We start from the raw sequence: 23,784 nt of genomic DNA on the forward strand, positions 1-23,784 counted from the left end.
CAAGGGCCCAGCGCCAGGCTGGGCCCGTTTTACCCTCAGCGACGATCGCTGACTGCGTTACTACCGTGGGAAATGATCACTTCCACCCGACGATTGAGCTGACGCGACTGGGCGTCGGCATTCGAGGCGACCGGGTATTCCTTGCCATACCCCGCCACCTTGACCCGCTCAGGGGCAATGCCGTTGCGGCGCAAGGCGTTGGCCACAGATGCCGCACGTCGCTCCGACAACTGCTGGTTGAACAGGTCACCACCGGTTGCATCGGTAAAACCCTCGACACGCACCTTACGCTCAGGGTTGGCGAGCAAATACTCCGTCAACTGGTCCAGATTGCGCAGGCTGTTGGCCTTGAGCTCGGCACGGCCGGTATCGAACAGCACATCACCAAAGGTGACCACCGCACCGCGCTCTGTCTGTGTGGCTTTGAGCTGCTGCAACGCCTTGAGCTGTGCAGTGCGCACATCCAGGCGCGCCAAGGTACGCTGAGCCTCGATGCCTTGCAGGCCCGCTTCAGCCACGCGCAAATCGATGGTCTGTTCGGCGATGGCAATTTTCTGTTTGGCCAGGTAAGCCAATTGCTCGACCTGAGGCGCCTTGCGATCCTTGAGCGAAGCCAGATCAGCCTGGCTCAAGGCGGCAAATGCCGCTTTGGTTTCCAGCCCGGCCAGGCGGCTGGATTCTGGCTTGCTTTGCAAGGCGCTGAATTGTTCGCGCGCTTCGAGTAGACCAGCATGTTCAGGGGTGGTGCCACAGCCGCTGAGCAGCAGGCCGGTCATTGAGGTGGCAACGAGCAGGTATTTGATGTGCATACAGGCACTCCTTATTGGCTGAGCGGAACAATGGCGTCGGGGGCTTGCAGCATTTCCTCGCGCAAAACCTCGATGCCTTGGCGGGCTTCGCTGAGCTGTTGCTGGGCGCGCAGTGCCCGAGCCTTGCGCTCGGCCAGGTTGGCATCGGCCTCGGCCTGTTCGGCCAGCAGCCGGGCGCGGGTAAAGTCTTGCTCGCCGAGGGCACGCTCCAGCGCGTAGAGCTTGTCCTGGGCGTCTTTCATTTCTACCGGGGCAAACTGCGTGGCGTCGGCGGTTACCGCGCGACTGACCGCATTGCGGGTCAGTTCGACCTGCTCGGTGGGTGCGACAACACTGGCGCAGCCGCCCAGTGCAGCCAATAGCGCCACCATCAGGCCGGAAACGGCCAGGTGTTTTGAAGTGCGTTTTACAGCCATAGAAAGACTCCATCTGCGTTTAAGCAGTCTTCCCACCGTTCAGGCACGCAGACGCAACCGTTGCCCTGCAGCACAGGGCAATAGGTGTGTCAGAAAGTCTGCAAGCCGGGGATGGTGATCGGCGCGGTGAGCGCGCAATACACAACAAAAGGTGGGATTAACTGAACATCGGCGACAGCCGTTTAGTTGAGACGGCGCAAGAGTATTCCGACAGACAGGGCTTACCAATCGGAAGCATTCGCCCTATCTAGTAGGATTTTTCTACAGACAACACACTGATTGTCAGCCCCTGAGCATCACCCAATCGCGGTGCAACTCTGGCCCACACTGGAAAAACGCTTCGCCCACCTTGTGAAAGCCATTGCGCTGATAAAAGCCGATCGCCCGGGCATTCTGTTCGTTGACGATCAGGCGCACCGCGCCCGCCACCTGCGCCAGGGTGTCGTCGAGCAAGCGCTGCCCGGCGCCGGTACCGTGCTGTTGGGGCAACACGTAGCAGCGGCTGAGTTCCGGCAAGCCCTCAAGCGCCACAATCCCAAGGTCATCGGGCAGCGTGTCGATCATGCTGTAGCCGACCACCTGGCCGTGCTGTTCAAGCACCCGCAATTGCCTGGCTGGGTTGTCCAGGTGCAGATGAAAGTGCGCCGCTTGCAACTGCGTGTGGATATAGCATTGCAGGGCACTGGCAGAGGCATCTGCCGGACTTGCCAAGGCAAATGTCTGGGCAGCCACACGGCTTAACGCCTCGGCATCGCTATGCCGGGCTTCACGGGTACTGAAGGGCATGGAACAACATCCTGTTGTATCGGGCTGACCCGCATAGTAGCCCGACGCTGCGTGCACCGACAGTCTGTACCGCTCAAGCGCGTGTGGCGTGCTTTAACGCCGACGAAACAGCGGCCGTGGCTCGATTACCGAACGCCCATAGAGCACGCTCATCCCGGCCAGCCCCTTGAGCGCGTCCTCGGCGCTCTTGTCTTCGCGGATGGCAAAGCTGTCGAAACCGCACTGGCGCATATGGCTCAGTTGATCGCGCAGCACGTCACCAATGGCGCGCAGCTCACCCTGCCAACCCAAGCGCGTGCGTAACAGGTAGGCCTGGCTGTAGCCGCGGCCGTCACGAAAGCTGGGGAAATCCACCGCAATCAAAGGCACCTGCACCAGCAAAGGCCGCAGCGGCTCGACGTCGTCATCCGGCCCCAGCCACAAGCCATCGCGGCCTTCAGGCTGCATCGCCTGGCGCGCCAGCCAGGTCTGCAGGGGCAAAATCAGTGCCCCTGCAGGCAATGCCGAGCTGTCGTCGCGCACCAGCTGCCAGGCGTCCTCGACCTGCAACTGTGGCTCACCGTTGCGCAACGCAATCACATTACGCATATCAACTCCTCGGAACGCTTGGCATAGACTCGCTCCTTGAACGGCTCCAGACCGACCCGGCGCACCGTGTCGATAAAGGGTTCATCCAGTTCACGGTAAGCGCAATACGTAGCGATGATCTGCTCGATCACCCGCGGGATTTCTTCGGCGCTGAAGGATGGGCCAATCACCTTGCCCAGGGTGCTGTCCTTGCCCTGCGCGCCACCGAGGGTGATCTGGTACCACTCGCTGCCGTTCTTGTCGACGCCAAGGATGCCGATGTTGCCGATATGGTGATGGCCGCAGGCATTGATACAGCCCGAAATGTTCAGGCTCAGGTCACCCAGATCGTGCAGGTAGTCGAGGTCTTCGAAACAACGCTGGATCGACTGTGCAATGGGGATCGACTTGGCATTGGCCAAGGCGCAGAAGTCACCGCCGGGACAGGCGATGATGTCGGTCAGCAGGCCGATGTTGGCGGTACCCAGGTCACGCTCACAGGCCAGGCGCCACAGGGCGTGCAAGTCTTGCTTGCGCACGTCCGGGAGGATCAGGTTCTGTTCGTGGGCGATACGGATTTCACCGAAACCGAACTGTTCGGACCAGTCGGCCACTGCCTCCATCTGCGCCGCGGTCAGGTCGCCAGGGGGTGAGCTGATGCCGGGTTTGGTCGACAGCACCACGCTGGCATAGCCAGGGACTTTATGCGCCTTCACGCAGCAGGCCACCCAGCGGGCAAAGCCATGGTCCTGGGCCAGGTGGGTTTCGTACTCAAGGTCGTTGTCAGTCACGCTGGCATAGGCTGGCGGCTCGAAGGCTGCCGCCACGCGCTGGAACTCATCTTCGGTGAGCTGCGCCGGGCCGTCCTTGATGTGTTGCCACTCCTGCTCCACTTCCTCAGAGAAGGCCTCGATGCCCAGCGCCTTGACCAGAATCTTGATCCGCGCCTTGTACTTGTTGTCACGTCGGCCATGGCGGTTGTACACCCGCAGGATCGCCTCGACATAAGACAACAGGTGCTGCCACGGCAAGCCCTCACGGATCTGCAAACCCAGGATCGGCGTCCGCCCCAGACCACCACCGACCATGACCCGCAGGCACATGCGCCCCTGCCCGTCGCGGTACAGGTACAGGCCGATGTCATGCATCATGATCGCCGCGCGGTCTTCTTCGGCCGAACAGATGGCAATCTTGAACTTGCGTGGCAGAAACAGGAATTCCGGGTTGATTGTCGACCACTGGCGGAGGATTTCGGCCAGTGGCCGCGGGTCGAGCAGTTCGTCGGCCGCCACCCCGGCAAAGGCTTCGGTGGTGATATTGCGCACGCAATTGCCGGAGGTCTGGATGGCATGCATTTCGACTTCCGCCAGGCGCTGGAGGATGTCGGGCACCTGCGCCAGTTCGATCCAGTTGAACTGGATGTTCTGACGGGTGGTGAAATGCCCGTAGCCACGATCGTAGTCGCGGGCGATGTGCGCCAGAGTGCGCATCTGGCGGGCGCCGAGGGTGCCATAGGGAATCGCCACCCGCAGCATGTAGGCATGCTTTTGCATATACAGGCCATTTTGCAGGCGCAGCGGCAGGAACTCTTCTTCACTCAGCTCGCCAGCCATGAAACGCTGCACCTGGTCGCGGAACTGCGCCACACGCTCAAACACCAGCGCACGGTCATACTCGTCATACTGATACATGGTTCGGACCTCATCACGGAGGCCCTTACTATGGCGTTTGGGTGTACTGAGTTACAGATTCAGGTCTTGGGGATTTGTACGGATCAGATGAGTCCGCTTCGCGGGGCAAGCCCGCTCCCACCGGTGTGAGCAACTGTCTTGCACCACCGGTGGGAGCGGGCTTGCCCCGCGATGAACACCCTCAATCAAAACTGCACATCGAGAATCACGTTATCCAGATAGGTGCCGGCAGGCGGTGTGCTCTGGTCGCTGTAGATCCGCGCGTTGTAATTGAACACCTGACTGCCGGTCCCGGTGCCTGCGCCCGGGTTGATGTCCGCGTCGCTGCTGGCCCGTCGCGCACTGCTCAGCGCTCCCCAGCGCTGGCTGCCGGCGCTTTTGAAAATGTCGTAGGCAAGAAAGTCAGCGTTAGCAGATTTCATCCGCCGCCTTCCTGCCGCCGCGTTCTGCCCATCATCCAGGCCCACGGTGTAGCTGCTGCCCTTGGTGCACGACAGGCTGACACTCTGGTTGACGGCAGCAAAGCCACTGATCACCGGCGCGCTGCCAAAGCTGATCGCCGGGGTGGTGATCTGACAATCGTTGGTCACAGTCAGGCTGACGGTCAGGTTGGTGGTCTGTTTTAATACCTGACGGCCCAGGCATACATTGATCACACTGAGGCCGTAGCAATAGTTGATATCCCACTCCACCACGAAGGTCTCCTGATACAGCCCCGCGGCAACGTTGCTGCCGATCAGGGTTTTCAGGTAAATCGGCACGCTCTTGGGGACGGTACCGTTGAGCAATCCCAGCGCATCGATGATGCCATTACGGGCGAAGTCATAGCGCTGGTTGCGGGTGATGACGAAGTTGGTGGTGTTGTTGGCATACAGGGTGTAGTTGATGATGTCGCCAGTCGGCCCGACCAGCCCGGTGGTACCACCAACGGGGGTGAAGGTGGCATAGAAATGGTCGTCGCTGGCCAGCAGGCTCAACAGCGAGCCAGTGCACTGCAAGCCGGCGTTGGTGGTGGATGCCGATTGAACCACCAGGCGCACCTGGGTCGAATTCAGGTTGCCAAAGCTGGCCGGGTTGGTCGCCACGACCGAACACAGCGCCTGGGCCTGGGCGCTGATCAGCAGTAACAAGCTCGCCATCAGCCACTTCATTGGCATACCAGCGGCCCGATCAGCGGCACCTGCGCCTGATCAGCCGGTACCTTGAACTGCACCCGGCAACTGCTGCCATCGCTGAGCGCCACTTTCACACTGTTGTGTTCCGACAATCCTTCCAGGTACACCAAGCCATCCCAACCCACCACCGTGCGCGCCCCGCTCTGCTCGTCCAGCACCTGGCTGCCCAGCGGCAGGTCGTGCTGCGCCGCATCGACCAGGTGCAGGCTCGCCGCGACCACCCGCTGCATCGGAAACTCGAGTAAATAGCCGCTACCACGGCGTACCGCTATACGCTGCTCCACCTGCGACACTTGCACGGTGCTGGGCAATTCCATTGGATCAACTTCGTATTTGCCGCGGTAGTAACCACTGCTCCATGGCACCAGCAAATGGCCGTTGTTGTCGGTACGGCCGACCAGCTGATTTTCGTAGCGCACCGGCACGTCGGCAAAGCCATCGGTGCTGACCACCACGAACGCATCGTCGATGCGATTGGCGGCAAACACCCCGGCATCCATCCACACCAGCGAGCCACTGGCATCCGCCCAACGCGTGGTGTCAGACTCGGTGCCATAGGCGCCGACCTGTAACTGCACCGCCTGCAAGCGCCAGGTCAGGTCGGCCTGGCGATAGGCCTCGCGGTCGCTATTGGCATAGCCAAGGTTGTAGCCCACACCACTGTCCACCGGCACGGCGCGACTGTAGTTGACCCGCTGCAGCTGTTCACCGCTGTTGCTGCGCTCAAGGCTCAAGCTCAAGGTGCCACTGAGGTCGAACGGTATGACCCATTGCGCCTGCACGGCCCATTGGCTGTTACCGATTTCGCGGTTCGCTGACAGGTACAGGCTGCTGTTGCCCCACAAGGGTTTGCTCCAGCTCAGGTTCAGCAAGCGGGTACGACTGTTGTCACCGGCACGTACATCGAAGTAGCCCGCACCCAGGCTGCCGTAGCGCGCCAGGTTGAGGCTCAGGCTGACCTGCTCGCTGCGCTGGCTCAGGCGCGTGTAAGGGCTGTCGAGCAGCGACAGATCGGCGTAGTCGCCACGGCGCTGCAAGCGTTGGTAATTGAAGCCCAGGCGCGGGCTGTTGTACTGATAGCCCAGGCTCCATTGCTGCCCGCTCAGGCTGTCGAAACGGCTCTGGCTCAACGCCGCATTGACCACGCCCCAGTTACCCACCTGCCAGTTGCCGCCCAGCCCCCCCAGAGCCAGGGACTCTGCCACTTCAGCATGACTTTCCAGGGTAAAACGGTCACTTAGGCCATAGCGCAGGCTGGCAGCGGCCACCCCCGGACCATAGGCAAAGTCACGCAAGGCGTAGTCGCGGCGCAGGCTGCCGGCGGCCACCGAGAAGTCGCTCAAGCCTTTTTGCAACAGGCTGCTGGTGACATAGAACGGCAGCGTGGTGGATACCTGCCGCCCGAGAGCATCGGTGGTCACCACCACCGCTTCGCCGGCGCCGTTGATGAAGGGAATGTTGGTCAGGGTGTAGGGCCCGGGCTGCAACTGGGCGCTGGAGCTTTTGTAGCCGTTGATGAACAGGTCCAGGGATGAAGGCACCGCCGCTTCACCGGCAAAGGCCGGCAATGGATAGGTGACCAGGTCCGGACGTACGGCAAAGTCGCGCGACACCTGGATACCACCCAGGCGCACCGAACTGGTCCAGGGCAAGGCGCCGCTGAGTACATCACCCATCTCCAGGGTGAGCAGTCGGGTTTCATCGGTGTAGCGCCAGGTGGTGTCGTAGCGGCGAAAGCCTTTCTGGCTGTCGTCGACGTCATCGCCAGCCAAGGCCTGACGCCACTGCCCGGTGCTCGACAAGGTGCCCCAGGTGTCAAACAGGCGCACTTCGTTCCACGCCGCCAGGTAAGTGCCCGCATCGTCGCTATCGCTCAGGTACAGGTCATAGTTGAGCAGCGCCCCCAGGCTGCTGTGGGCTTCGCTGGCCGGGTACAGCTGGCGGTTACCGATGGCCTGGGTCGGCAACCAGGCCGCAGGCACTTGCAGCAGCAAGCGTTGCCCCTGGCTGTCGTAATCGCTGTGCAAGCCGTTGATGCTGTCCAGCGCCACGTCCCCGTCAGCCAACCCTGGCACTTGCACACCGGCGGCCTGCAGGTCGGCGCTGGCCATGTACAGGCGCCCGGCGCGTTGCTGCACCACCACCAGTTCAGGGCTGCTCATCTGATTGACCACCAGTTCCAGGTACAACTGCGCATCGCCAACGGCCTCCAGGCTCGCCGGTGGCGGCGGCAGTTCGCCGCCGAACAGCGGGCCACAGCAAAGCAGCAGCACACATGCCTTCAGTACCTGCGGGCCGAACGCGCCCGAACGAATACTCACGCACCGTATCCAACCATTACCGGGTCCTCCCTGGCCCCTGATCCTGCACTGTCACCTGCTACTTACTGGCCCTGGCTGAGGGTCTGTGCCGGCTCCTGTCCATTGACCCGCCCCTTTAGCACCGACGCCGCAGTCATTGGCTGCGGCAGCGGCCAGCGCATGCTGGCGCCGGGCAGTACGTAACCGAGCAAGCCTTCAACCAGCGGCCGAGGGTTGCCACCCTGTTGCAGCACGACATCGGTCAAGCGCGCATGCACCGGTCCCGTGTTGCGGATCTCGACGTACGGGCGGCCTTGTACCGACACCGGGCGCCAGCTCAGCGACGGCTTGCCGACACCGCTCTGATCACGCTGGCCATTGGGGTCGGGCTTGCCCCACAGGCCCTGGCCATACACGAACAACGGCACCGAATAGCGCATCTGAAAGCGAATGGCGGCCTGGGGTTTGCCGCTGCTGGCGATGTCGGGCAACGCTGGTGGGATTTCGTCGATGATGATCCGGTAAGCCTGCTCCTGGCCCACCGGTGAGGCGCTGGTGCGGGTCAGGCGGATCAACTGCTTTTGCCCCGGCGCGATCGTGGCCACCGGCGGGCTGCCGATGATCTCGCGCTGGGCCTGGTACTGGTCGTCATAGTCGCCCTGGCGCCAGGCGAACACCCGCACTTGCAGGTTGGTCACCGACGTACCACGGTTTTCCAGCCATAACGCCCCGGCTTTCTGATCGGCCTCAAGCACCGGATCGATCGGCCAGATCAGCACCGAGGTGGCGGCCTGCAGTGGTGCTGCGCAGAGCAGCGCCAGGGTAACGCCGAGCCCGCTGATGAGCCGCCGCGCTTTGCCCGTACCTGACATCATCCATCTTCTCCTTGATTGTCGATGGCCCCCGGCAAGTCCCTCACCAGGTCAATTGCACCTGCAGCACATCGGTGTAGCTGCCCGCTGGCACGCTGCCGCTCAGTTGTGCCCGGGCGTACAGCGGTAGCGTGATTGCATTGGCGTTGCTGTAGCTCACGGCAACCGGCTGGTCGATACCAATGCTCTGGCTGAAACCGGCGTCACTGAACAATTGATAAGCGACCAGCTGCGAGCCGCTGCTGCGTTTGAGGTTGCGGCCGTTGCTGTTGTTCTGGCCGGCGTTGATGCTCATGCTCAGCTTTACCCCCGGCGTGCATTGCAAGGTCACGGTGGTGCCACTGAGCGTGGTGCTGACCGGGCCGCTGAGCAGTGCCGAGTAGTTGCCGAAATCGAGGTTGCCGTAGGTGCTGACGCCACCGACCACCAGGCACCCCGCCACCACCTGGGCGCTGACCTGGAAGGTACTGGTGAGCGCCGCTGACAACGGCCCCGGTGGCAGCCACAGCAACCCTGCCAGCAGCCCATACTGCAACCGCACCACGCCTCAGAAACTCAACTCGACATTCACGGTGTCGGTGTAGGTTCCGGCCGGCAGATTCGCCTTACCCTTGGCCAGGCCATAGAGGTTGACCGTTTGTGCCACCCCGGTGCTGGTCGGCAGGGTGATGGTGCCGTTGATCGCCAGCACCTGTGAATGCCCGGCATCGGTGTAGAAATCGTAGGGCACAAAGTTGCCGCTGCCATCGGCCAGTGCCCGCGTGCCACCGGCGGATTGCGAATCGTGGGCACCGGCGCCGACCTTGATCACCGGCACAGTACCGCTGGAGCAGAGAATACTCATGGCGTTACCACCACCGCCCAACACCTGGCCCGGCGCCTGGGTAAACAGCGCCTCCTGGGTACCGAAGTTCAACGCACCAAAGTTAAGACCGGTGCTGCCGCCGGAACCGTTGACCTGACAGCTGGCGATCAGTGTCAGGCTGGCATTGATCGTTCCGGTGACGCTGGCGGCCTGAGCCTGCGTGCACAGCGCCAGGCCCAGGCCTGCGTAGATGAAGCGTGAGAGATAAGGCTGCATGAGTCACTCCTTGCGTGTTACCAGTCCAGGGTCACCATCAGGGTGTCGCGATAAATACCGGCCGGCAGCGCCTGGGGATGGGCGACCACCACGCCATAGATCGGTATGGGGATCTGCGCTGCGCTGCTGATGGCAAAATTGCGTTGCTGGCCAATGCCGTAGCGGGCGCTGCCGGAGGGGTCGGATGCCAATTGATAGGCAATCAGTTCACGGCCATTGCTCAGGCGGCGATTGGCGCCATCGCCGTGGGCGCCGCCATTGATGCTCACGGTAAACGCCCGTACTGAAGGGTTGCAGCGCACGTGCAGGCTGCCGCTGCTGCCCTCTTCGTCAACGTGCGAACGCAGCGGGCTGGTCCAGCTCGGGCCCTGGCTGCCGAAATCGAGTACGCCATTGCCGTCGTTGTCGAGGCTGCCGCCTGGGTCGCCACTGACCTGGCACGCCGCACTGATCACCAGTCGCGCCTGGATATGCCCGGAGACTGCGGCAAAGGCGTCGGGGCTCAGCAGTAACAGCGGCCCCACACTCAACAACAGGATCTTGTTCATACTGCCAGTTCCTTTAGCAGGCACGCCTTGCCAGGCCGTGCAGTGATCGTCACCAGATGACCGTCACCTTGAGTAAATCCGAATAACGTCCCACCACCGGTATCTGCGTCATGCGGTCGATGCGGGCATACAGCGGCAACTCAACCGAGCCACTGCCGGGCACCCGTGCGTGCTGGATTTCATTGACCGGCAGGGGTTCGCGCCAGGCCGGGTCCTGGTACAAGCGATAGGGAATCGGTTGTGCCGACGGCTGGCCGCTGGCCAGATAGCGCACCTCCCCTACACCACCGTGTTGGCCGGCATCGACCTGAATCTGGTAGCTGGTGTCCGGGTTGCACTCAAGACGCGGCGGACGCTGGCTGAGCAGCTGCGCGGTCCTCGGCCCGGACGGATCGTCCAGGCGGGCGGCGGTGCCAAAGTCAATCACGCCCAAGGCCTGGGCGCCGGCCTCGCGGGGCTGGTGAACGAGCACGCAGCCACGCTGTACCTCCATTTTGACTTCGACCATCAATTCGGCGGCCACTGGGCTTTGAGCAATGAATAGCCCGAGCAGCGCGGCCAGAGAGCGTCCTTTCACTATCCCGTCCTTTACAGCAGGATTGACCTGCCCTTGAGGGTAGCAGTGCAAGCAAAAGCTGCCAGAACGCATGGAAATGTACAGGCCTGGTAGAGGATTTTGCCCGTCCGTTGCCGCACCTGCAGGCTGTCAGCTGCGGGGCATTTGGGTTAAATTAACCGCGCTTGCTCAAGCCGCCCCTTGAGTCCTGAAAGCCTCGAGGAGCCCAGTTTGTCTGCCCGCCCGTCCTGGATACGTTCACCGCTACGCGCGTTGCGCCAACGCCTCAAGCCTGCGCCGCACGACCCGGCCAACCTTGCCGGTACCGTTCGTCAGCATTTTCGCCACAAGGCCGCTGCGCAGGGTTTCACCTTGAGCGCAGGTCAGTTGCAGGTCATTGAACACATGATCGCTGAGGCTGGGCGCCTGGACAGTGGCCGGGCCCGCAGTCTGTACCTGCATGGCGCGGTCGGACGAGGTAAGAGCTGGCTGCTAGACGGCTTCTTTCAGGCCCTGCCCCACGTGCACAAGCGCCGTTTACACTTTCATGACTTCTTTGCCCGCTTGCACCAGGGCATGTTCGAACACCGCCACCAGCAAGACGCCCTGGCCTGCACCTTGGATCAATTGCTGCAAGGCTGTCAGGTGCTGTGCTTCGATGAGTTCCATGTGCACGATATCGGCGATGCGATGCTGATCACCCGCCTGTTCCAGGCCTTGTTCGAGCGGCGCATCTTCGTTCTGCTGACCTCCAACTATGCCCCCGAAGGCCTGTTGCCCAACCCGCTCTATCACCAGCGTTTCGAGCCGGTGATCCGCCTGATCAACAGTCAGATGCAGGTGCTGGAAGTGGGTGGCGACCAGGACTACCGCAGCCTGCCGGGCAATACCAGCCAGCAGCGTTTTACTCAGGGCCACTACCTCTGGCCGGGCAGCGCTGAACAACGCCAGGCGTTGCGCTTGCCGGCGTTTGAAAGCGCACCGCAGATACTGAACGTGGGCCAGCGTCAGTTGCAGGCCCGGTTGATCGCGGAGGGTACGGTGGGGTTTGATTTTGCCCAGATCTGCGAACAGCCTACGGCCGTGATTGATTATCTGGAACTGGCCCAGCGCTTCGACCACTGGATTATCGACGGCTTGCCGTGTCTGGAGGCGTGTTCGATTGCCGAACAGCAGCGCTTCATCAACCTGGTGGACGTGCTGTATGACCAGGACAAGCATCTGGTGCTGATTGGCAGCAGGCCACTGGCTGATAGCCTCGCCGGCAGCGCCAGCGACCTGGCGCGGACCCGTAGCCGCCTGGGGCAATTACAGTAGGAGCGGGCTTGCTGTGGGAGCGGGCTTGCCCCGCGATCGCGGTGTGACAGATACACTTCAATCGCGGGGCAAGCCCGCTCCCACAGGTGGTGCAAGACAGTTACCTACAGCATTAGCATTCAGCCTGCGCGGGCGAAGCTCGCCAGCACCGCTTCGATTTCGCCAAGTACCGCCGGATCATCCAGTGTCGAGGGCGGTGTGTAGGCCTGCTGGTCGGCAATTTTACGTAGCACGGCGCGCAAGATCTTGCCCGAACGGGTCTTGGGCAGGCGTTTGACCACCCTGACCTGGTTGAAACACGCCAACGCTCCGATCTGCTCGCGCACGCTGGCCACCAGCTCGCTCTGCAACGCCGCTTCACTGATCGCCTGACCGTCCTTGAGCACCACCAGGGCCAAGGGCACCTGCCCCTTGATCTCGTCATGCACACCAATCACCGCACACTCGGCCACCGCCGCATGACGGGCCACCAGATCCTCCATTTCGCCGGTAGACAGGCGATGGCCGGAGACGTTGATGACGTCGTCGGTGCGCCCCATGATGTAGACAAAGCCGTCTTCGTCGAGATAACCACCATCACCGGTGTGGTAGTAGCCCGGATAGGTGCTGAGGTAGGCGTCCAGGTAACGCTGGTGGTCGCCCCACAAGGTCTGGCTGCAACCCGGTGGCAACGGCAAGGCGATGACGATGGCGCCTTGCTGGTTGGCCCCCAGCAGTTGGCCGTCGTCATCCAGCACACGCACATGGTAGCCCGGCACCGCGCGGTTGCTCGAACCAGGGCGCGCCGCGCTGCCGTCCAGCCCCACACAAGGTGCGGTCACCGGCCAGCCGGTTTCGGTTTGCCACCAGTGATCGTGAACAGCCTTGCCGCTGGTCGACTCCAGCCACTGATGGGTGCTGGAGTCCAACTTTTCACCGGCCAGGAACAACTGACGCAGGGAACTCAGGTCGTAACGACGCAACAGTTGGCCTTCAGGGTCTTCCTTGCGGATCGCACGCATGGCGGTCGGCGCGCAGAACAAGCCGTTGACGCGGTACTGCTCAACCACCCGCCAGTAAGCGCCAGCGTCCGGCGTACGGATCGGTTTGCCCTCATAGAACACCGTGGTGCAGCCGTTCATCAACGGGCCGTAGACGATCAGCGAATGGCCAACCACCCAGCCGACATCAGAAATCCCCCACCACACGTCACCCGCTTGCATGCCGTAGATATGGCGCATGGCAAAGCCAAGGGCGACGGCGTTGCCGCCGTTTTCGCGGACGATACCCTTGGGTTTTCCGGTGGTGCCCGAGGTGTACATGATGTACAGCGGGTCGGCTGCTGCCAGCTCCACTGGCTCCACCGCGCTGGCTGTGGCCACGGCGTCTTGCCAGTCCAGGTCACGACCTTCTACCAGCGTTGCCCGCGCCTGTGGCCGCTGCAACACCAGCACCTGCCGCGGCTGATGGCGGGCCAGCTGCAAGGCGCGATCCACCAGCGGCTTGTATTCGATGACCCGGTCGAACTCCAGGCCGCATGAAGCGGTGAGCAGCAAGGTCGGACGCGCATCGTCGATCCGCAGCGCCAGCTCGTTGGCGGCAAAACCGCCGAACACCACCGAATGCACCGCCCCGATACGCGCGCAGGCGAGCATCGCCATCGCCGCCTGCGGCACCATCGGCATGTAGATGATGACCCCGTCACCCTTTTGCACCCCGAGCGAGCGTAGCAGCCCGGCCAGGCGCGCCACTTCGTCGCGCAACTGGTTGTAGGTAAAGGTTTGTTGAGCGCCGGTGACCGGCGAATCGTAGATCAGCGCGGTTTGCTCGCCACGGCCTTGCTCGATCTGATGATCCAGGGCCAGGTAGCAACTGTTCAGACGCCCGTCGGCGAACCACTGGTGGGTGCCATCGGAATTCTCGCTGAGGGTTTGCAGGGGCTTGCGATACCAGGCCAGGCCATCGGCCTGCTCGGCCCAGAAAGCAGCGGGATCGGCGATGGAACGGGCATAGCTGTGCTGATAAGTCATCGATACTGAACCCTGAGTTTGTTGTTATTTAGAGGGCGAATATCGAGTATGGCTGGCTATCGTCTGACTGCCATCGGACTTAAGTCTTATCAGATATGCACAAATGCAGGGTCAGCAGGAACGGGCCAAATGTGGGAGCGGGCTTGACCCGCGATGCGACGTAACAGACCTATCGCTATCGCGGGGCAAGCCCGCTCCCACACCGGATGATCAAGACAGTTCCAGCGAACCGGGGATCAGCCGGCCAGGCCGACGTAGACGTTTTGCACGTCGTCGTGGTCATCGATGGCGCTGAGGAACTCTTCAACCTCGGCCATCGCCTCGTCACTCAAGCCGCTGACCGGGTTCTTCGGGGTGTAACCGATTTTTGCCGAAGCCACGGTGAAACCTTGGGCAGGCAAGGCTTTCTGCACAGCATCCAAGTCGGTGGTATCGGTGATGAATAGGGTCGAGCCTTCTTCTTCACCTTCGGCAAAATCCTGGGCGCCCGCTTCGATAGCAGCCATTTCCGGATCTGCGTCAGGGCTGTTCGGTGTCGCTTCGATCAGGCCAACATGGTTGAAGTCCCAGGCGACCGAACCCGAAGCACCCAGCTGGCCCTTGCGGAACAGCACGCGGATCTGCGCCACGGTGCGGTTGACGTTGTCGGTCAGGCATTCGACGATCAGCGGCACCTGGTGCGGGGCAAAGCCTTCGTAGGTTACCGCCGTGTAGTTCACCGCTTCACCATCAAGGCCTGCGCCTTTGCGAATGGCGCGCTCGAGGGTCTCGCGTGTCATCGAGGCTTTTTTAGCCTGTTCAATGGCCAGGCGCAGACGTGGGTTCATGTCCGGGTCGGCGCCGGCCTTCGCAGCGATCTGGATCTCCTTGGACAGCTTGCCCATGATCTTGCCTTTGGCGTTGGCTGCTGTTTCTCTATGCTTGGCTTTCCACTGTGCGCCCATTTCGACTCTCTTTGTTTCAACTGCCAGTTCAGGTAGCGACCAGCAAAGTGGGTGCAGTTTATACATCCTCGTTCAGGCAATCGACAAAAAAACCACTCAGGCCTTGTCGGCCTTGCCCGCCGCCGCGGCAAAGCGCGCCAGGCGGACGTCCATATGCCGCGGACGGCGGCCGTGGTCTTCGGCCTGTTCCTTGCGACGAATGGCATTGCGCACCATCAACGAGCCCAGATAGCGGATCGGTTCAGGCGGGAAGTATCCCAGCGGTCCGTTGACCAGCGGTGAACGGGTCCATTCATTGTCCAGCCCCAGGGCCAGCGAAGAGAGGATCTGCCCCCCCATATGACACGGCCCGACGCCACTGCCCGAGTAACCAAAGCCATAGAAGACGTTAGCGTGCGCCCCCAACCGGCCAAAGAACGGCAGGCCGGTCACCGAACGGTCCGAAGGGCCATTCCAGGTCGCGGCCACCGGTACCTGGGCCAGGCTCGGGAAGAACTCACCCAGACTGCGCCGTAGCAGCGCCTCGTAGGGAGACGGTTGGTCGAACACCGGCAGCATTCGCCCACCATAGGCGAAGGTGTTGCCGCCCTTGCCGAGCATCAGTCGGCCATCGCTGGTGTTGTGGTAGTAGTGCACGAAGATCCGTGAATCCAGCACGCTGACGCCGCTGGTCAAGCCGATCTGACCCAGCAGCTCCGGGCGAGGCTCGGTGATGATCATGTCACTGGAAACAATCGCCACACTGCGCTCGAACTGCGGGAACGCCCGCGCCATCCAGGCATTGAGGGCCAGCACCACGCGTCCGGCGCGCACCGTGCCATTGCGGGTTTCGATACCGGCCTGCGGGCCTTCCTGCAGGCCGGTCATGGCGGTGCCTTCATAAATGCGCACACCTTTTTGCAAGGCCACCCGGCGCAGGCCACGCACCAGTTTGCCCGGCTGCACGGTGGCTGCGGCGGGCGAAAACCAGCCCTCCAGGTGTTTGGCCGAACCGGCCATGCGCTGCACCTGCTCCACCGGCAGGCGCTGGAACGAATTGATGCCCTGACGCTCCAGGGCGGCGATCACGCCATCGGTGGCGCCCATCTGGGCGCGGTTGGTGGCGGTGTACAAGGTGCCATCGAGGCGGTAATCGGCGTCGACGCCATGCGCCCGGCAAAAATCGCCGATCGCATAAATGCTCTGCTCCGACGCCTTGACCAGACGCACCGCCTCCTGCATCCCGAACAGCCGTTCGAGGGTGAAATACTTGGCCGACCACGACAACGCACAACCGCCATTACGCCCACTGGCCCCGGCACCACAGATGTCGGCTTCGAGCAGCACGACATCCAGCGCCGGGTTCAGCTCCTTGAGCATCAGCGCCGTCCACAGCCCGGTGTAACCACCGCCGACGATGCACACATCGCATTGTGTGTCGGTTGCCAGCGGCGGGCATGCAGGTTGATCTTCCTGATCCAGCGCCTGTTGCAGCCAGAAGGGTCTCATGGTCGGTGTCCTCGTCGTATTCAGGTACGCAGCGGTTTGATGGCCATGGCGGTGTTCGGTGCCACTGCCGGGGTGTGCTCAGGCGTTGCCGGGCGGCTGTTCCAGTGCGGTACCAGGACCAACGCCGAGAACAGTGCGCAACCGGCAAACACGATAAACACCGTGACCCCGTCGAAATAACCCGGCAGCAAGCCGCCGAGGATGGCGCCGACCGAACCACAGCCGTTGACGAAACCGGCGGCCGTGGCACCGGCTTTGGCGGTACCGAAGTCAATGGCAGCAGCGCCACTGATCATCGAGTCAGGTCCGTACAGGGTCAGGCCCATGACGAACAGCAAGGCCACCACCAGCGCCACACTGCCGCTTTGCATCGCACCCATGAACAAGCCCAGGACCACGGTGAGCACCAGCAGGCTGATGACACAGGCCGGCATACGCCGGGCACCGAAGAGTTTGTCTGAAGCCAGACCGATCATGATCGGCCCCAGCAGGCCGGCCAGTTCGAAAGCGGTAGGAATGATCGCCGCACCGACTTTGCCCACCGAAGGCATCTGTTCAAAGACGATCACCGGCCCCCACAACAGAATCGCGTAGCGGGCCGGCTTGAGCAGGAAATAGGCCAGGCCCAGGGTCAGCACCGTGCGGTTACGCAGAATCTCGCGCAACGGCGCCCAGACACTGCAAATGGTCGTGCCGGGCACCATGCTTTCAGGTTCTGGCTCGACCGCTGGCAGGCCAACGTCTTCAGGCTTGTTGCGCTGCAAAAAGAAGAACAACACGGCCACCAGCGCCACCACTGCGGCGCTGGAAAAGAACGCCGCATGCCAGCTGCCGACCAGGGTGTAGGCCCACCAGCCGGCGAATGGCGAGGCAACCAGGCCGCCAAAGGCGTAGCACGAGCTCCATAGCCCCAGCACCCGTCCGCGTTGCGATGATGGGAAGAAACTGCCGATGTTCTTGCACAACCCCGCCCAGCCAGTGGACTGCGCCAAGCCCTGAACCAGCATGCAGGTAGCGAAAATCGGGAAGGTCGCGTAGCTGCCCATGACCAGGGCCGCCGCCGCAGAAATGATCAAGCCGCCCAGCACCACCACCCGTGGCCCGAAACGGTCGGCGAGCATACCCCAGGTGAACTGCCCTACTGCGTAAGCCGCCAGGTAGATGGCGTCGAGGTTGGCCATGGCCATTTTATCGAGGGTGAAGCTTGGGTCTTCGCCGATGCCCAACTTGGCGACCGAGAAGGCTTTGCGGGTGAAGTAGAACGCAGCGTAGGCAATCCAGGTAACGGCAAAAATCTGCACGCGCCAACGCTTTATATCTGCAATGTGTTTATTCATGGTGACCCTGACCTCGGAGCTTGAGTGTGCCGGCAGAATTTGAAAAAACGCCTGTTTTGTTGTTGTGTTGCGCACTGCGTGGCGGCCGGTCGGGGCCGTCACCTGGTCAGATGGAACCTGGAGCATGCGGGTATTGTTATGCCTTGTCAGCCAGGTCCATGACCCACCAGTCACTGCAGGTGACAGGGCGGGCTGGATGAGATAGAAACAATTACTGACTGATAAATAAAATCGATTTATCGTATTTCACAAATAAGCTCAGCTTGTAATAGGTACTTCGATGTCGGTTTCCCATGCCCAGTTGAAAGCCTTTCATGCCGTTGCCCTGCACGGCAGCTTCACCCGTGCTGCCGAACGCCTGTTTCTGACCCAGCCGGCAATCTCCGACCAGGTACGCAAACTCGAAGAGCGCTTCGGCGTATTGCTGTTTCATCGCAACAAACGTTCCGTGCAATTGACCGACCTTGGTGAGCGCCTGCTGGGCATTACCCAACGCCTGTTCGCCTGCGAGGCCGAGGCCCATGAGCTGCTGCAGGACTCACGGGCGTTGCAGACCGGCACCCTGGTGCTGGCGGTAGACGCGCCGGTGCACGTGCTGCCGCAAATCGCCCAGTTCTGCCAGCAGTACCCCGGCATCAGCGTCAAGGTGGAAACCGGTAACACTGATGAGTCGCTGCTACGGCTATTCAATTATCAGGCCGACTTGGCCCTGCTTGGCCGCGACGTGGATGATGAGCGCCTGCTGTGCGTGCCGATGCGCAGCGATCCGATGGTGGCGTTCGTGTCCCGTCACCACCCCTGGGCCGACCGCGAATCGATCAGCCTGGCCGACCTTGACGACACCCCCATCGTGTTACGTGAACCGGGCTCGGTAACCCGACAAACCCTGGAAGAAGAAATGCAACGCGCGGGCCTGCGCATTCGTCCGGCGATCCAGGTTGAAGGTCGTGAAGCGGCGCGCGAGGCGGTGGTGGTGGGGATTGGCGTGGGGGTGGTGTCGGCAGCCGAGTTCGGCGCCGATGCGCGGGTGTGTGCGCTGCCGATTGTCGATTGTCAGCGGCGCCTGACCGAGACCCTGGTGTGCTTGCGCGAGCAGAGTTCGCGGCGGCTGGTGGCGACGTTTTTGCAGATGGTGCGGGACAGTCTTTGATCGCGGGGCAAGCCCGCTCCCACAGGTTATCTGAACTGCCTGTGGAACGGGCTTGCCCCGCGATCGAAGGCTACGCCGCCTCCCTCCCCCGCGCCACCGCCTGCGCCGCCGCCAGCATGGCGCGCAGCAGCACCGCGCAACCGTCGGCCAGGTCCCGGGGCGAGGCATTCTCGATTTCGTTATGGCTGATCCCACCTTCACAAGGCACGAAAATCATCCCCGCTGGCCCCAGCTCGGCGAGAAAAATCGCGTCATGCCCGGCACCACTGACAATGTCCATGTGCGACAACCCCAGCCCCTGCGCCGCACTGCGTACCGCCTCGACGCAGCCCTTGTCGAAGTACAGCGGCGGGAAATCGGCAGTCGGTGTCAGGGTATGGCTGAGCCCATGCTGCTCGCAGGTGCTGCTGATCACATCACGTACCTGAGCAATCATCGAGTCGAGCCGGGCCGGCTCCAGATGACGGAAATCCAAGGTCATGCGCACTTCACCGGGAATCACGTTGCGCGAGCCCGGATAAGCCTGCAGACACCCCACTGTGCCACAGGCATGCGGCTGATGTTCCAAGGCCACGCGGTTGACTGCGGCAACCACCGCGCTGGCACCGACCAGGGCGTCTTTGCGCAGATGCATCGGCGTCGGACCCGCGTGTGCTTCGACACCGCGCAAGGTCAGGTCGAACCATTTCTGCCCGAGGGCGCCCAGCACCACGCCGATGGTTTTCTGTTGGTCTTCAAGGATCGGGCCCTGCTCGATGTGCGCTTCGAAATAGGCCCCCACCGGGTGGCCGCTGACCGCTCTGGGCCCGGCATAGCCGATGGCATTGAGCGCCTCGCCGACGCTGATGCCTTCGGCGTCGGTCTTGGCCAGGGTCTGCTCCAGGGTGAACTTCTCGGCAAACACTCCAGAGCCCATCATGCACGGGGCAAAACGCGAGCCTTCTTCGTTGGTCCACACCACCACTTCCAGCGGCGCCTCAGTCTCGATGTTCAGATCATTGAGGGTGCGCATCACTTCCAGCCCGGCCAGCACACCAAAGCAGCCGTCGAACTTGCCGCCGGTGGGCTGGGTGTCGATATGGCTGCCAGTCATCACCGGCGGCAACTGCGGGTTGCGCCCGGGACGGCGGGCAAAAATATTGCCGACGCCGTCGATGCTCACCGTGCAGCCCGCCGCTTCGGTCCATTTGACGAACAGATCACGGGCCTGGCGATCAAGGTCGGTCAAGGCCAACCGACACACCCCGCCTTTGGCCGTCGCGCCCAGGCGGGCCAGGTCCATCAACGATTGCCAAAGGCGCTCGGCGTTGATGTGCGGTTGGCTCGATTGCAGAACGTCCTGTGCTGTTTGCATGCTTATCTCCCGGCCTCTACGGGCCCTAGGCGCTACACGGTGGGTTTGAGGTTGGCCGTGCGGGCCGGCTTGAGTTGGCCAAGCCCGTAGTAGATCAGCCCGCCCAAGGCGGAGCCGGTGAACCAACCGAAATCGTAGAACCAGCTGAACGCCGTGCTTTGCAGCGACAGCAAGGTCAGCGCTACCGGCACCCCGAAGGCGATGAAGCCTGCGGCATTCCAGGCCGGGTAAGTGTCATCGCGGTACAGGCCGGCCAGGTCGAGGGTCTGTTTGCGGATCAGGAAGTAGTCCACCACCATGATCCCGGCGATCGGCCCCAACAGGCTGGAGTAGCCCAGCAGCCAGTTGGAATAGACGCTCTCAAGGCTGACGTCACTGACAATCAAACCGAGCTTTTTCAGCAGTTCATGGGCCATCAGCAACAGCCCCACCAGCCCGGTCAGCAGCACCGCCTTGGTGCGGCCGATCCACTTGGGGGCCAGGTTCTGGAAGTCGTTGGTGGGCGAAACGATGTTGGCTGCGGTGTTGGTCGACAAGGTCGCGATGATGATCAAGGCCATGGCCAGGGCTACCCACATCGGGCTCTGAATATGCCCGATCAGGCTCACCGGGTCAGACACCGTTTCCCCCACCAGTGACGCCGAGGCAGCGGTCAGCACCACCCCCAGCGCTGCGAACAGAAACATGGTCAGTGGCAGGCCGAAAATCTGCCCGAGGATCTGGTCTTTCTGGCTTTTGGCGTAGCGACTGAAGTCGGGAATGTTCAGCGACAAGGTGGCCCAGAAGCCCACCATCGCCGTCAGCCCGGCAAAGAAGTAACCATAGACACTGGCCCCTTCCGGCCGTTTGGGCGGTTGCGCCATCAGTTCGCTGATCGAGACGTTGGGCAAGGCCCAGACCAGCAACCCGGCCCCCACCAAAACCAGTAGCGGTGCCGACAGGGTTTCCAGCCACTTGATCGACTCGGCGCCGCGTAGCACCACCCACAGGTTCAGGCACCAGAACAGCATGAAACCGATCACCTCACCGGTGCCGCCCAACGCCTTCCAGTCGGCCGACAGCGAGCCCAGGAACAAGTGAATGGCCAGGCCACCGAACATCGTCTGGATACCGAACCAGCCGCACGCTACCAGCGCGCGGATCAGGCACGGCACGTTGGAACCGATGATACCGAACGAAGAGCGCAGCAACACCGGAAACGGGATGCCGTATTTGGTGCCGGCAAAGGCATTGAGCGTCAGCGGTATCAGCACCACCACGTTGGCCAGCAGGATCGCCAGCAACGCTTCTCCTACGGTCAGGCCGAAATAAGCCGTCAGAACGCCGCCCAAGGTATAGGTCGGCACACAGATCGACATACCAACCCACAACGCGGTGATGTGCCATTTGTTCCAGGTGCGCTCATGCACCTTGGTCGGCGCGATGTCGTGGTTGTATCGGGGGCTGTCGAGGACGTCGCTACCGGCGTCCAGTTCATACAAGCCATCGCGTTCACGCACTTGCGATCGGGTCTGCTGCATGGCCACTCCACTATTTTTTGTGTTTTGGAGGTACTTGCACGGCTATGGGGGCAATCACGGGTGCCCATGAGAAATCTTGACCATTTCCACAACCTGTCAAGAACGACAGGACCACTGGTCGTTTTCCTCACACATCAAATAACAGAGTTATTCGTTTAATTTCAGCTAGTTAGCGTTGTTATAAGCTTATAAATTAATTATTTGCCCTAATCCTGAACCGCTACTAGATTCAATTCCTGACAGCAGTGACAGCTTTTGACCTACGCTGCAATCAGTACAAAACCTAGAACCGGTACCAACCGGTCAAGCCTGCGAGGAGCATCTGATGACGCTTATGATTCGTGGCGCCACCCTGATTACCCATGAGGAAAGCTATCGCGCCGACGTGCTGTGTGCCGACGGCGTGATCAAGGCCATCGGCACCGACCTCGACCTTCCCAACGGCTGCGAAGTGCTTGATGGCAGCGGCCAGTACCTGATGCCGGGCGGCATCGACCCGCACACCCATATGCAGTTGCCGTTCATGGGTACCGTCGCCAGCGAAGACTTCTACAGCGGCACCGCTGCAGGGCTTGCCGGTGGCACCACGTCGATCATCGACTTCGTTATTCCCAACCCGCAGCAATCCTTGCTCGAAGCCTTTCATCAGTGGCGCGGCTGGGCAGAGAAGTCCGCCGCCGACTACGGCTTTCACGTCGCCATTACCTGGTGGAGCGAGCAGGTACGCCAGGAGATGGGCGAGCTGGTCAGCCAGCACGGCGTCAACAGCTTCAAGCATTTCATGGCCTACAAGAATGCCATCATGGCGGCCGACGACACCCTGGTCGCCAGCTTTGAGCGCTGCCTGGAGCTGGGCGCGGTGCCCACCGTGCATGCGGAAAATGGCGAGCTGGTCTATCACCTGCAACGCAAACTGCTTGCCCAGGGCATCACCGGCCCTGAAGCGCATCCGTTGTCGCGCCCGTCCCAGGTCGAAGGTGAAGCCGCCAGCCGCGCCATTCGCATTGCCGAAACCCTGGGGACCCCGGTGTACCTGGTGCATGTCTCGACCCGCGAAGCGCTGGATGAAATCACCTATGCCCGCGCCAATGGCCAGCCGGTGTACGGCGAAGTATTGGCCGGGCACTTGTTGCTGGACGACAGCGTCTACCGTCACCCCGATTGGCAAACCGCCGCTGGCTACGTCATGAGTCCCCCCTTCCGGCCGCGCGAGGACGGGCACCAGGCTGCCCTGTGGCATGGCCTGCAGTCGGGCAACCTGCATACCACCGCCACCGACCACTGCTGCTTCTGCGCCGAACAGAAAGCCGCCGGCCGCGACGACTTCAGCCGCATTCCCAACGGCACCGCCGGTATTGAAGACCGCATGGCGGTGCTCTGGGATGAAGGGGTGAACACCGGCAAGTTGTCGATGCAGGACTTCGTCGCGCTGACCTCCACCAACACGGCGAAAATCTTCAACCTGTTCCCGCGTAAAGGTGCCTTGCGGGTCGGCGCCGATGCCGACCTGGTGCTCTGGGATCCGCAGGGCACCCGCACTATTTCTGCGGCGACCCACCATCAACAGGTTGATTTCAACATTTTCGAAGGCAAGACCGTGCGCGGTATCCCCAGCCACACCATCAGCCAGGGCAAGCTGGTCTGGGCCAATGGCGACCTGCGCGCCGAGCGTGGCGCCGGGCGCTACATCGAGCGCCCGGCGTACCCGGCGGTGTTCGATTTGTTGAGTAAGCGTGCTGAGCATCAGCGGCCAACTGCAGTCAAGCGCTGAATAGCTTCGCGGGGTAAGCCCGCTCCTACCTCGGTGGGAGCGGGCTTGCCCCGCGATCCAGGCATTAAAACTATAAGAACCATGAGGAAACTA

Annotated in this window: 21 protein-coding genes; 3 read left to right on the forward strand and 18 right to left on the reverse strand. The window is 62.0% G+C overall.

Annotated features, from left to right (window positions below; translation table 11 throughout):
* Window positions 1-35: 35 nt before the first annotated feature.
* From ACVWSC_RS17155 to ACVWSC_RS17210, 12 genes are all read right to left on the reverse strand, one after another.
* Complete coding sequence (locus ACVWSC_RS17155) at window positions 36-809, reverse strand: OmpA family protein (protein ID WP_442108003.1); 774 nt, start codon at window positions 807-809, stop codon at window positions 36-38.
* Between the two features lie 11 nt (window positions 810-820).
* A complete protein-coding gene (locus ACVWSC_RS17160) occupies window positions 821-1,225 on the reverse strand; it encodes a DUF4398 domain-containing protein (RefSeq protein WP_442108005.1) in 405 nt (134 codons plus the stop codon).
* Between the two features lie 282 nt (window positions 1,226-1,507).
* Entirely contained in the window at window positions 1,508-2,011 is a 504-nt protein-coding gene (locus tag ACVWSC_RS17165) for a GNAT family N-acetyltransferase (protein WP_442108007.1), read from the reverse strand.
* Window positions 2,012-2,104: 93 nt separating this feature from the next.
* Window positions 2,105-2,599: a DUF934 domain-containing protein gene (locus ACVWSC_RS17170; protein ID WP_442108009.1), complete on the reverse strand. Its 495-nt coding sequence runs from the start codon at window positions 2,597-2,599 to the stop codon at window positions 2,105-2,107.
* On the reverse strand, window positions 2,587-4,269 hold the full coding sequence (locus ACVWSC_RS17175; RefSeq protein WP_442108011.1) for a nitrite/sulfite reductase: 1,683 nt from the start codon (window positions 4,267-4,269) through the stop codon (window positions 2,587-2,589). Before ACVWSC_RS17175 ends, ACVWSC_RS17170 begins: the two co-directional genes overlap by 13 nt.
* Window positions 4,270-4,454: 185 nt before the next feature.
* Window positions 4,455-5,420: a Csu type fimbrial protein gene (locus ACVWSC_RS17180; RefSeq protein WP_442114319.1), complete on the reverse strand. Its 966-nt coding sequence runs from the start codon at window positions 5,418-5,420 to the stop codon at window positions 4,455-4,457.
* Window positions 5,417-7,711 carry a fimbria/pilus outer membrane usher protein gene (locus ACVWSC_RS17185; protein ID WP_442114320.1) on the reverse strand — a complete coding sequence of 765 codons (2,295 nt, stop codon included), beginning with the start codon at window positions 7,709-7,711 and terminating at the stop codon, window positions 5,417-5,419. Before ACVWSC_RS17185 ends, ACVWSC_RS17180 begins: the two co-directional genes overlap by 4 nt.
* A gap of 116 nt (window positions 7,712-7,827) precedes the next feature.
* Entirely contained in the window at window positions 7,828-8,616 is a 789-nt protein-coding gene (locus ACVWSC_RS17190) for a fimbrial biogenesis chaperone (RefSeq protein ID WP_442114321.1), read from the reverse strand.
* Window positions 8,617-8,659: 43 nt separating this feature from the next.
* Window positions 8,660-9,151: a Csu type fimbrial protein gene (locus tag ACVWSC_RS17195; protein ID WP_442108013.1), complete on the reverse strand. Its 492-nt coding sequence runs from the start codon at window positions 9,149-9,151 to the stop codon at window positions 8,660-8,662.
* 12 nt (window positions 9,152-9,163) lie between these two features.
* On the reverse strand, window positions 9,164-9,697 hold the full coding sequence (locus ACVWSC_RS17200; RefSeq protein WP_442108015.1) for a Csu type fimbrial protein: 534 nt from the start codon (window positions 9,695-9,697) through the stop codon (window positions 9,164-9,166).
* A gap of 17 nt (window positions 9,698-9,714) precedes the next feature.
* Window positions 9,715-10,245: a Csu type fimbrial protein gene (locus ACVWSC_RS17205; RefSeq protein ID WP_442108017.1), complete on the reverse strand. Its 531-nt coding sequence runs from the start codon at window positions 10,243-10,245 to the stop codon at window positions 9,715-9,717.
* A gap of 49 nt (window positions 10,246-10,294) precedes the next feature.
* Window positions 10,295-10,822 carry a Csu type fimbrial protein gene (locus tag ACVWSC_RS17210; protein ID WP_442108019.1) on the reverse strand — a complete coding sequence of 176 codons (528 nt, stop codon included), beginning with the start codon at window positions 10,820-10,822 and terminating at the stop codon, window positions 10,295-10,297.
* Between the two features lie 210 nt (window positions 10,823-11,032).
* Here ACVWSC_RS17210 and zapE point away from each other — a divergent pair, with 210 nt between their 5' ends.
* Entirely contained in the window at window positions 11,033-12,118 is a 1,086-nt protein-coding gene (zapE, locus tag ACVWSC_RS17215; protein WP_442108021.1) for a cell division protein ZapE, read from the forward strand.
* A gap of 119 nt (window positions 12,119-12,237) precedes the next feature.
* On the opposite strand, the gene ACVWSC_RS17220 is transcribed toward zapE, so the two are convergent.
* The 4 genes from ACVWSC_RS17220 to ACVWSC_RS17235 form a co-directional block, all read right to left on the reverse strand.
* Window positions 12,238-14,127, reverse strand: a complete 1,890-nt coding sequence (locus ACVWSC_RS17220) for a propionyl-CoA synthetase (RefSeq protein WP_442108023.1) — start codon at window positions 14,125-14,127, stop codon at window positions 12,238-12,240.
* A 236-nt stretch (window positions 14,128-14,363) separates the two neighbouring features.
* On the reverse strand, window positions 14,364-15,071 hold the full coding sequence (locus tag ACVWSC_RS17225; RefSeq protein ID WP_442108025.1) for a YebC/PmpR family DNA-binding transcriptional regulator: 708 nt from the start codon (window positions 15,069-15,071) through the stop codon (window positions 14,364-14,366).
* A gap of 96 nt (window positions 15,072-15,167) precedes the next feature.
* Window positions 15,168-16,559 (reverse strand): FAD-dependent oxidoreductase, encoded by a 1,392-nt coding sequence (locus tag ACVWSC_RS17230; protein ID WP_442108027.1) that lies wholly within the window; start codon window positions 16,557-16,559, stop codon window positions 15,168-15,170.
* A 20-nt stretch (window positions 16,560-16,579) separates the two neighbouring features.
* Window positions 16,580-17,896: an MFS transporter gene (locus ACVWSC_RS17235; protein WP_442108029.1), complete on the reverse strand. Its 1,317-nt coding sequence runs from the start codon at window positions 17,894-17,896 to the stop codon at window positions 16,580-16,582.
* A 280-nt stretch (window positions 17,897-18,176) separates the two neighbouring features.
* On the opposite strand from ACVWSC_RS17235, the gene ACVWSC_RS17240 reads away from it, so the two are divergent.
* The gene (locus tag ACVWSC_RS17240) at window positions 18,177-19,046 is read left to right on the forward strand and encodes a LysR family transcriptional regulator (RefSeq protein WP_442108031.1); all 870 of its coding nucleotides are present in this window, start codon (window positions 18,177-18,179) and stop codon (window positions 19,044-19,046) included.
* A gap of 70 nt (window positions 19,047-19,116) precedes the next feature.
* On the opposite strand, the gene ACVWSC_RS17245 is transcribed toward ACVWSC_RS17240, so the two are convergent.
* Complete coding sequence (locus tag ACVWSC_RS17245; RefSeq protein WP_442108033.1) at window positions 19,117-20,400, reverse strand: Zn-dependent hydrolase; 1,284 nt, start codon at window positions 20,398-20,400, stop codon at window positions 19,117-19,119.
* A 32-nt stretch (window positions 20,401-20,432) separates the two neighbouring features.
* On the reverse strand, window positions 20,433-21,920 hold the full coding sequence (locus tag ACVWSC_RS17250; protein ID WP_442108035.1) for an NCS1 family nucleobase:cation symporter-1: 1,488 nt from the start codon (window positions 21,918-21,920) through the stop codon (window positions 20,433-20,435).
* 325 nt (window positions 21,921-22,245) lie between these two features.
* Here ACVWSC_RS17250 and hydA point away from each other — a divergent pair, with 325 nt between their 5' ends.
* A complete protein-coding gene (gene hydA / locus ACVWSC_RS17255; protein ID WP_442108037.1) occupies window positions 22,246-23,691 on the forward strand; it encodes a dihydropyrimidinase in 1,446 nt (481 codons plus the stop codon).
* Window positions 23,692-23,784: the final 93 nt, after the last annotated feature.

This window comes from Pseudomonas sp. NUPR-002, from assembly GCF_056322725.1.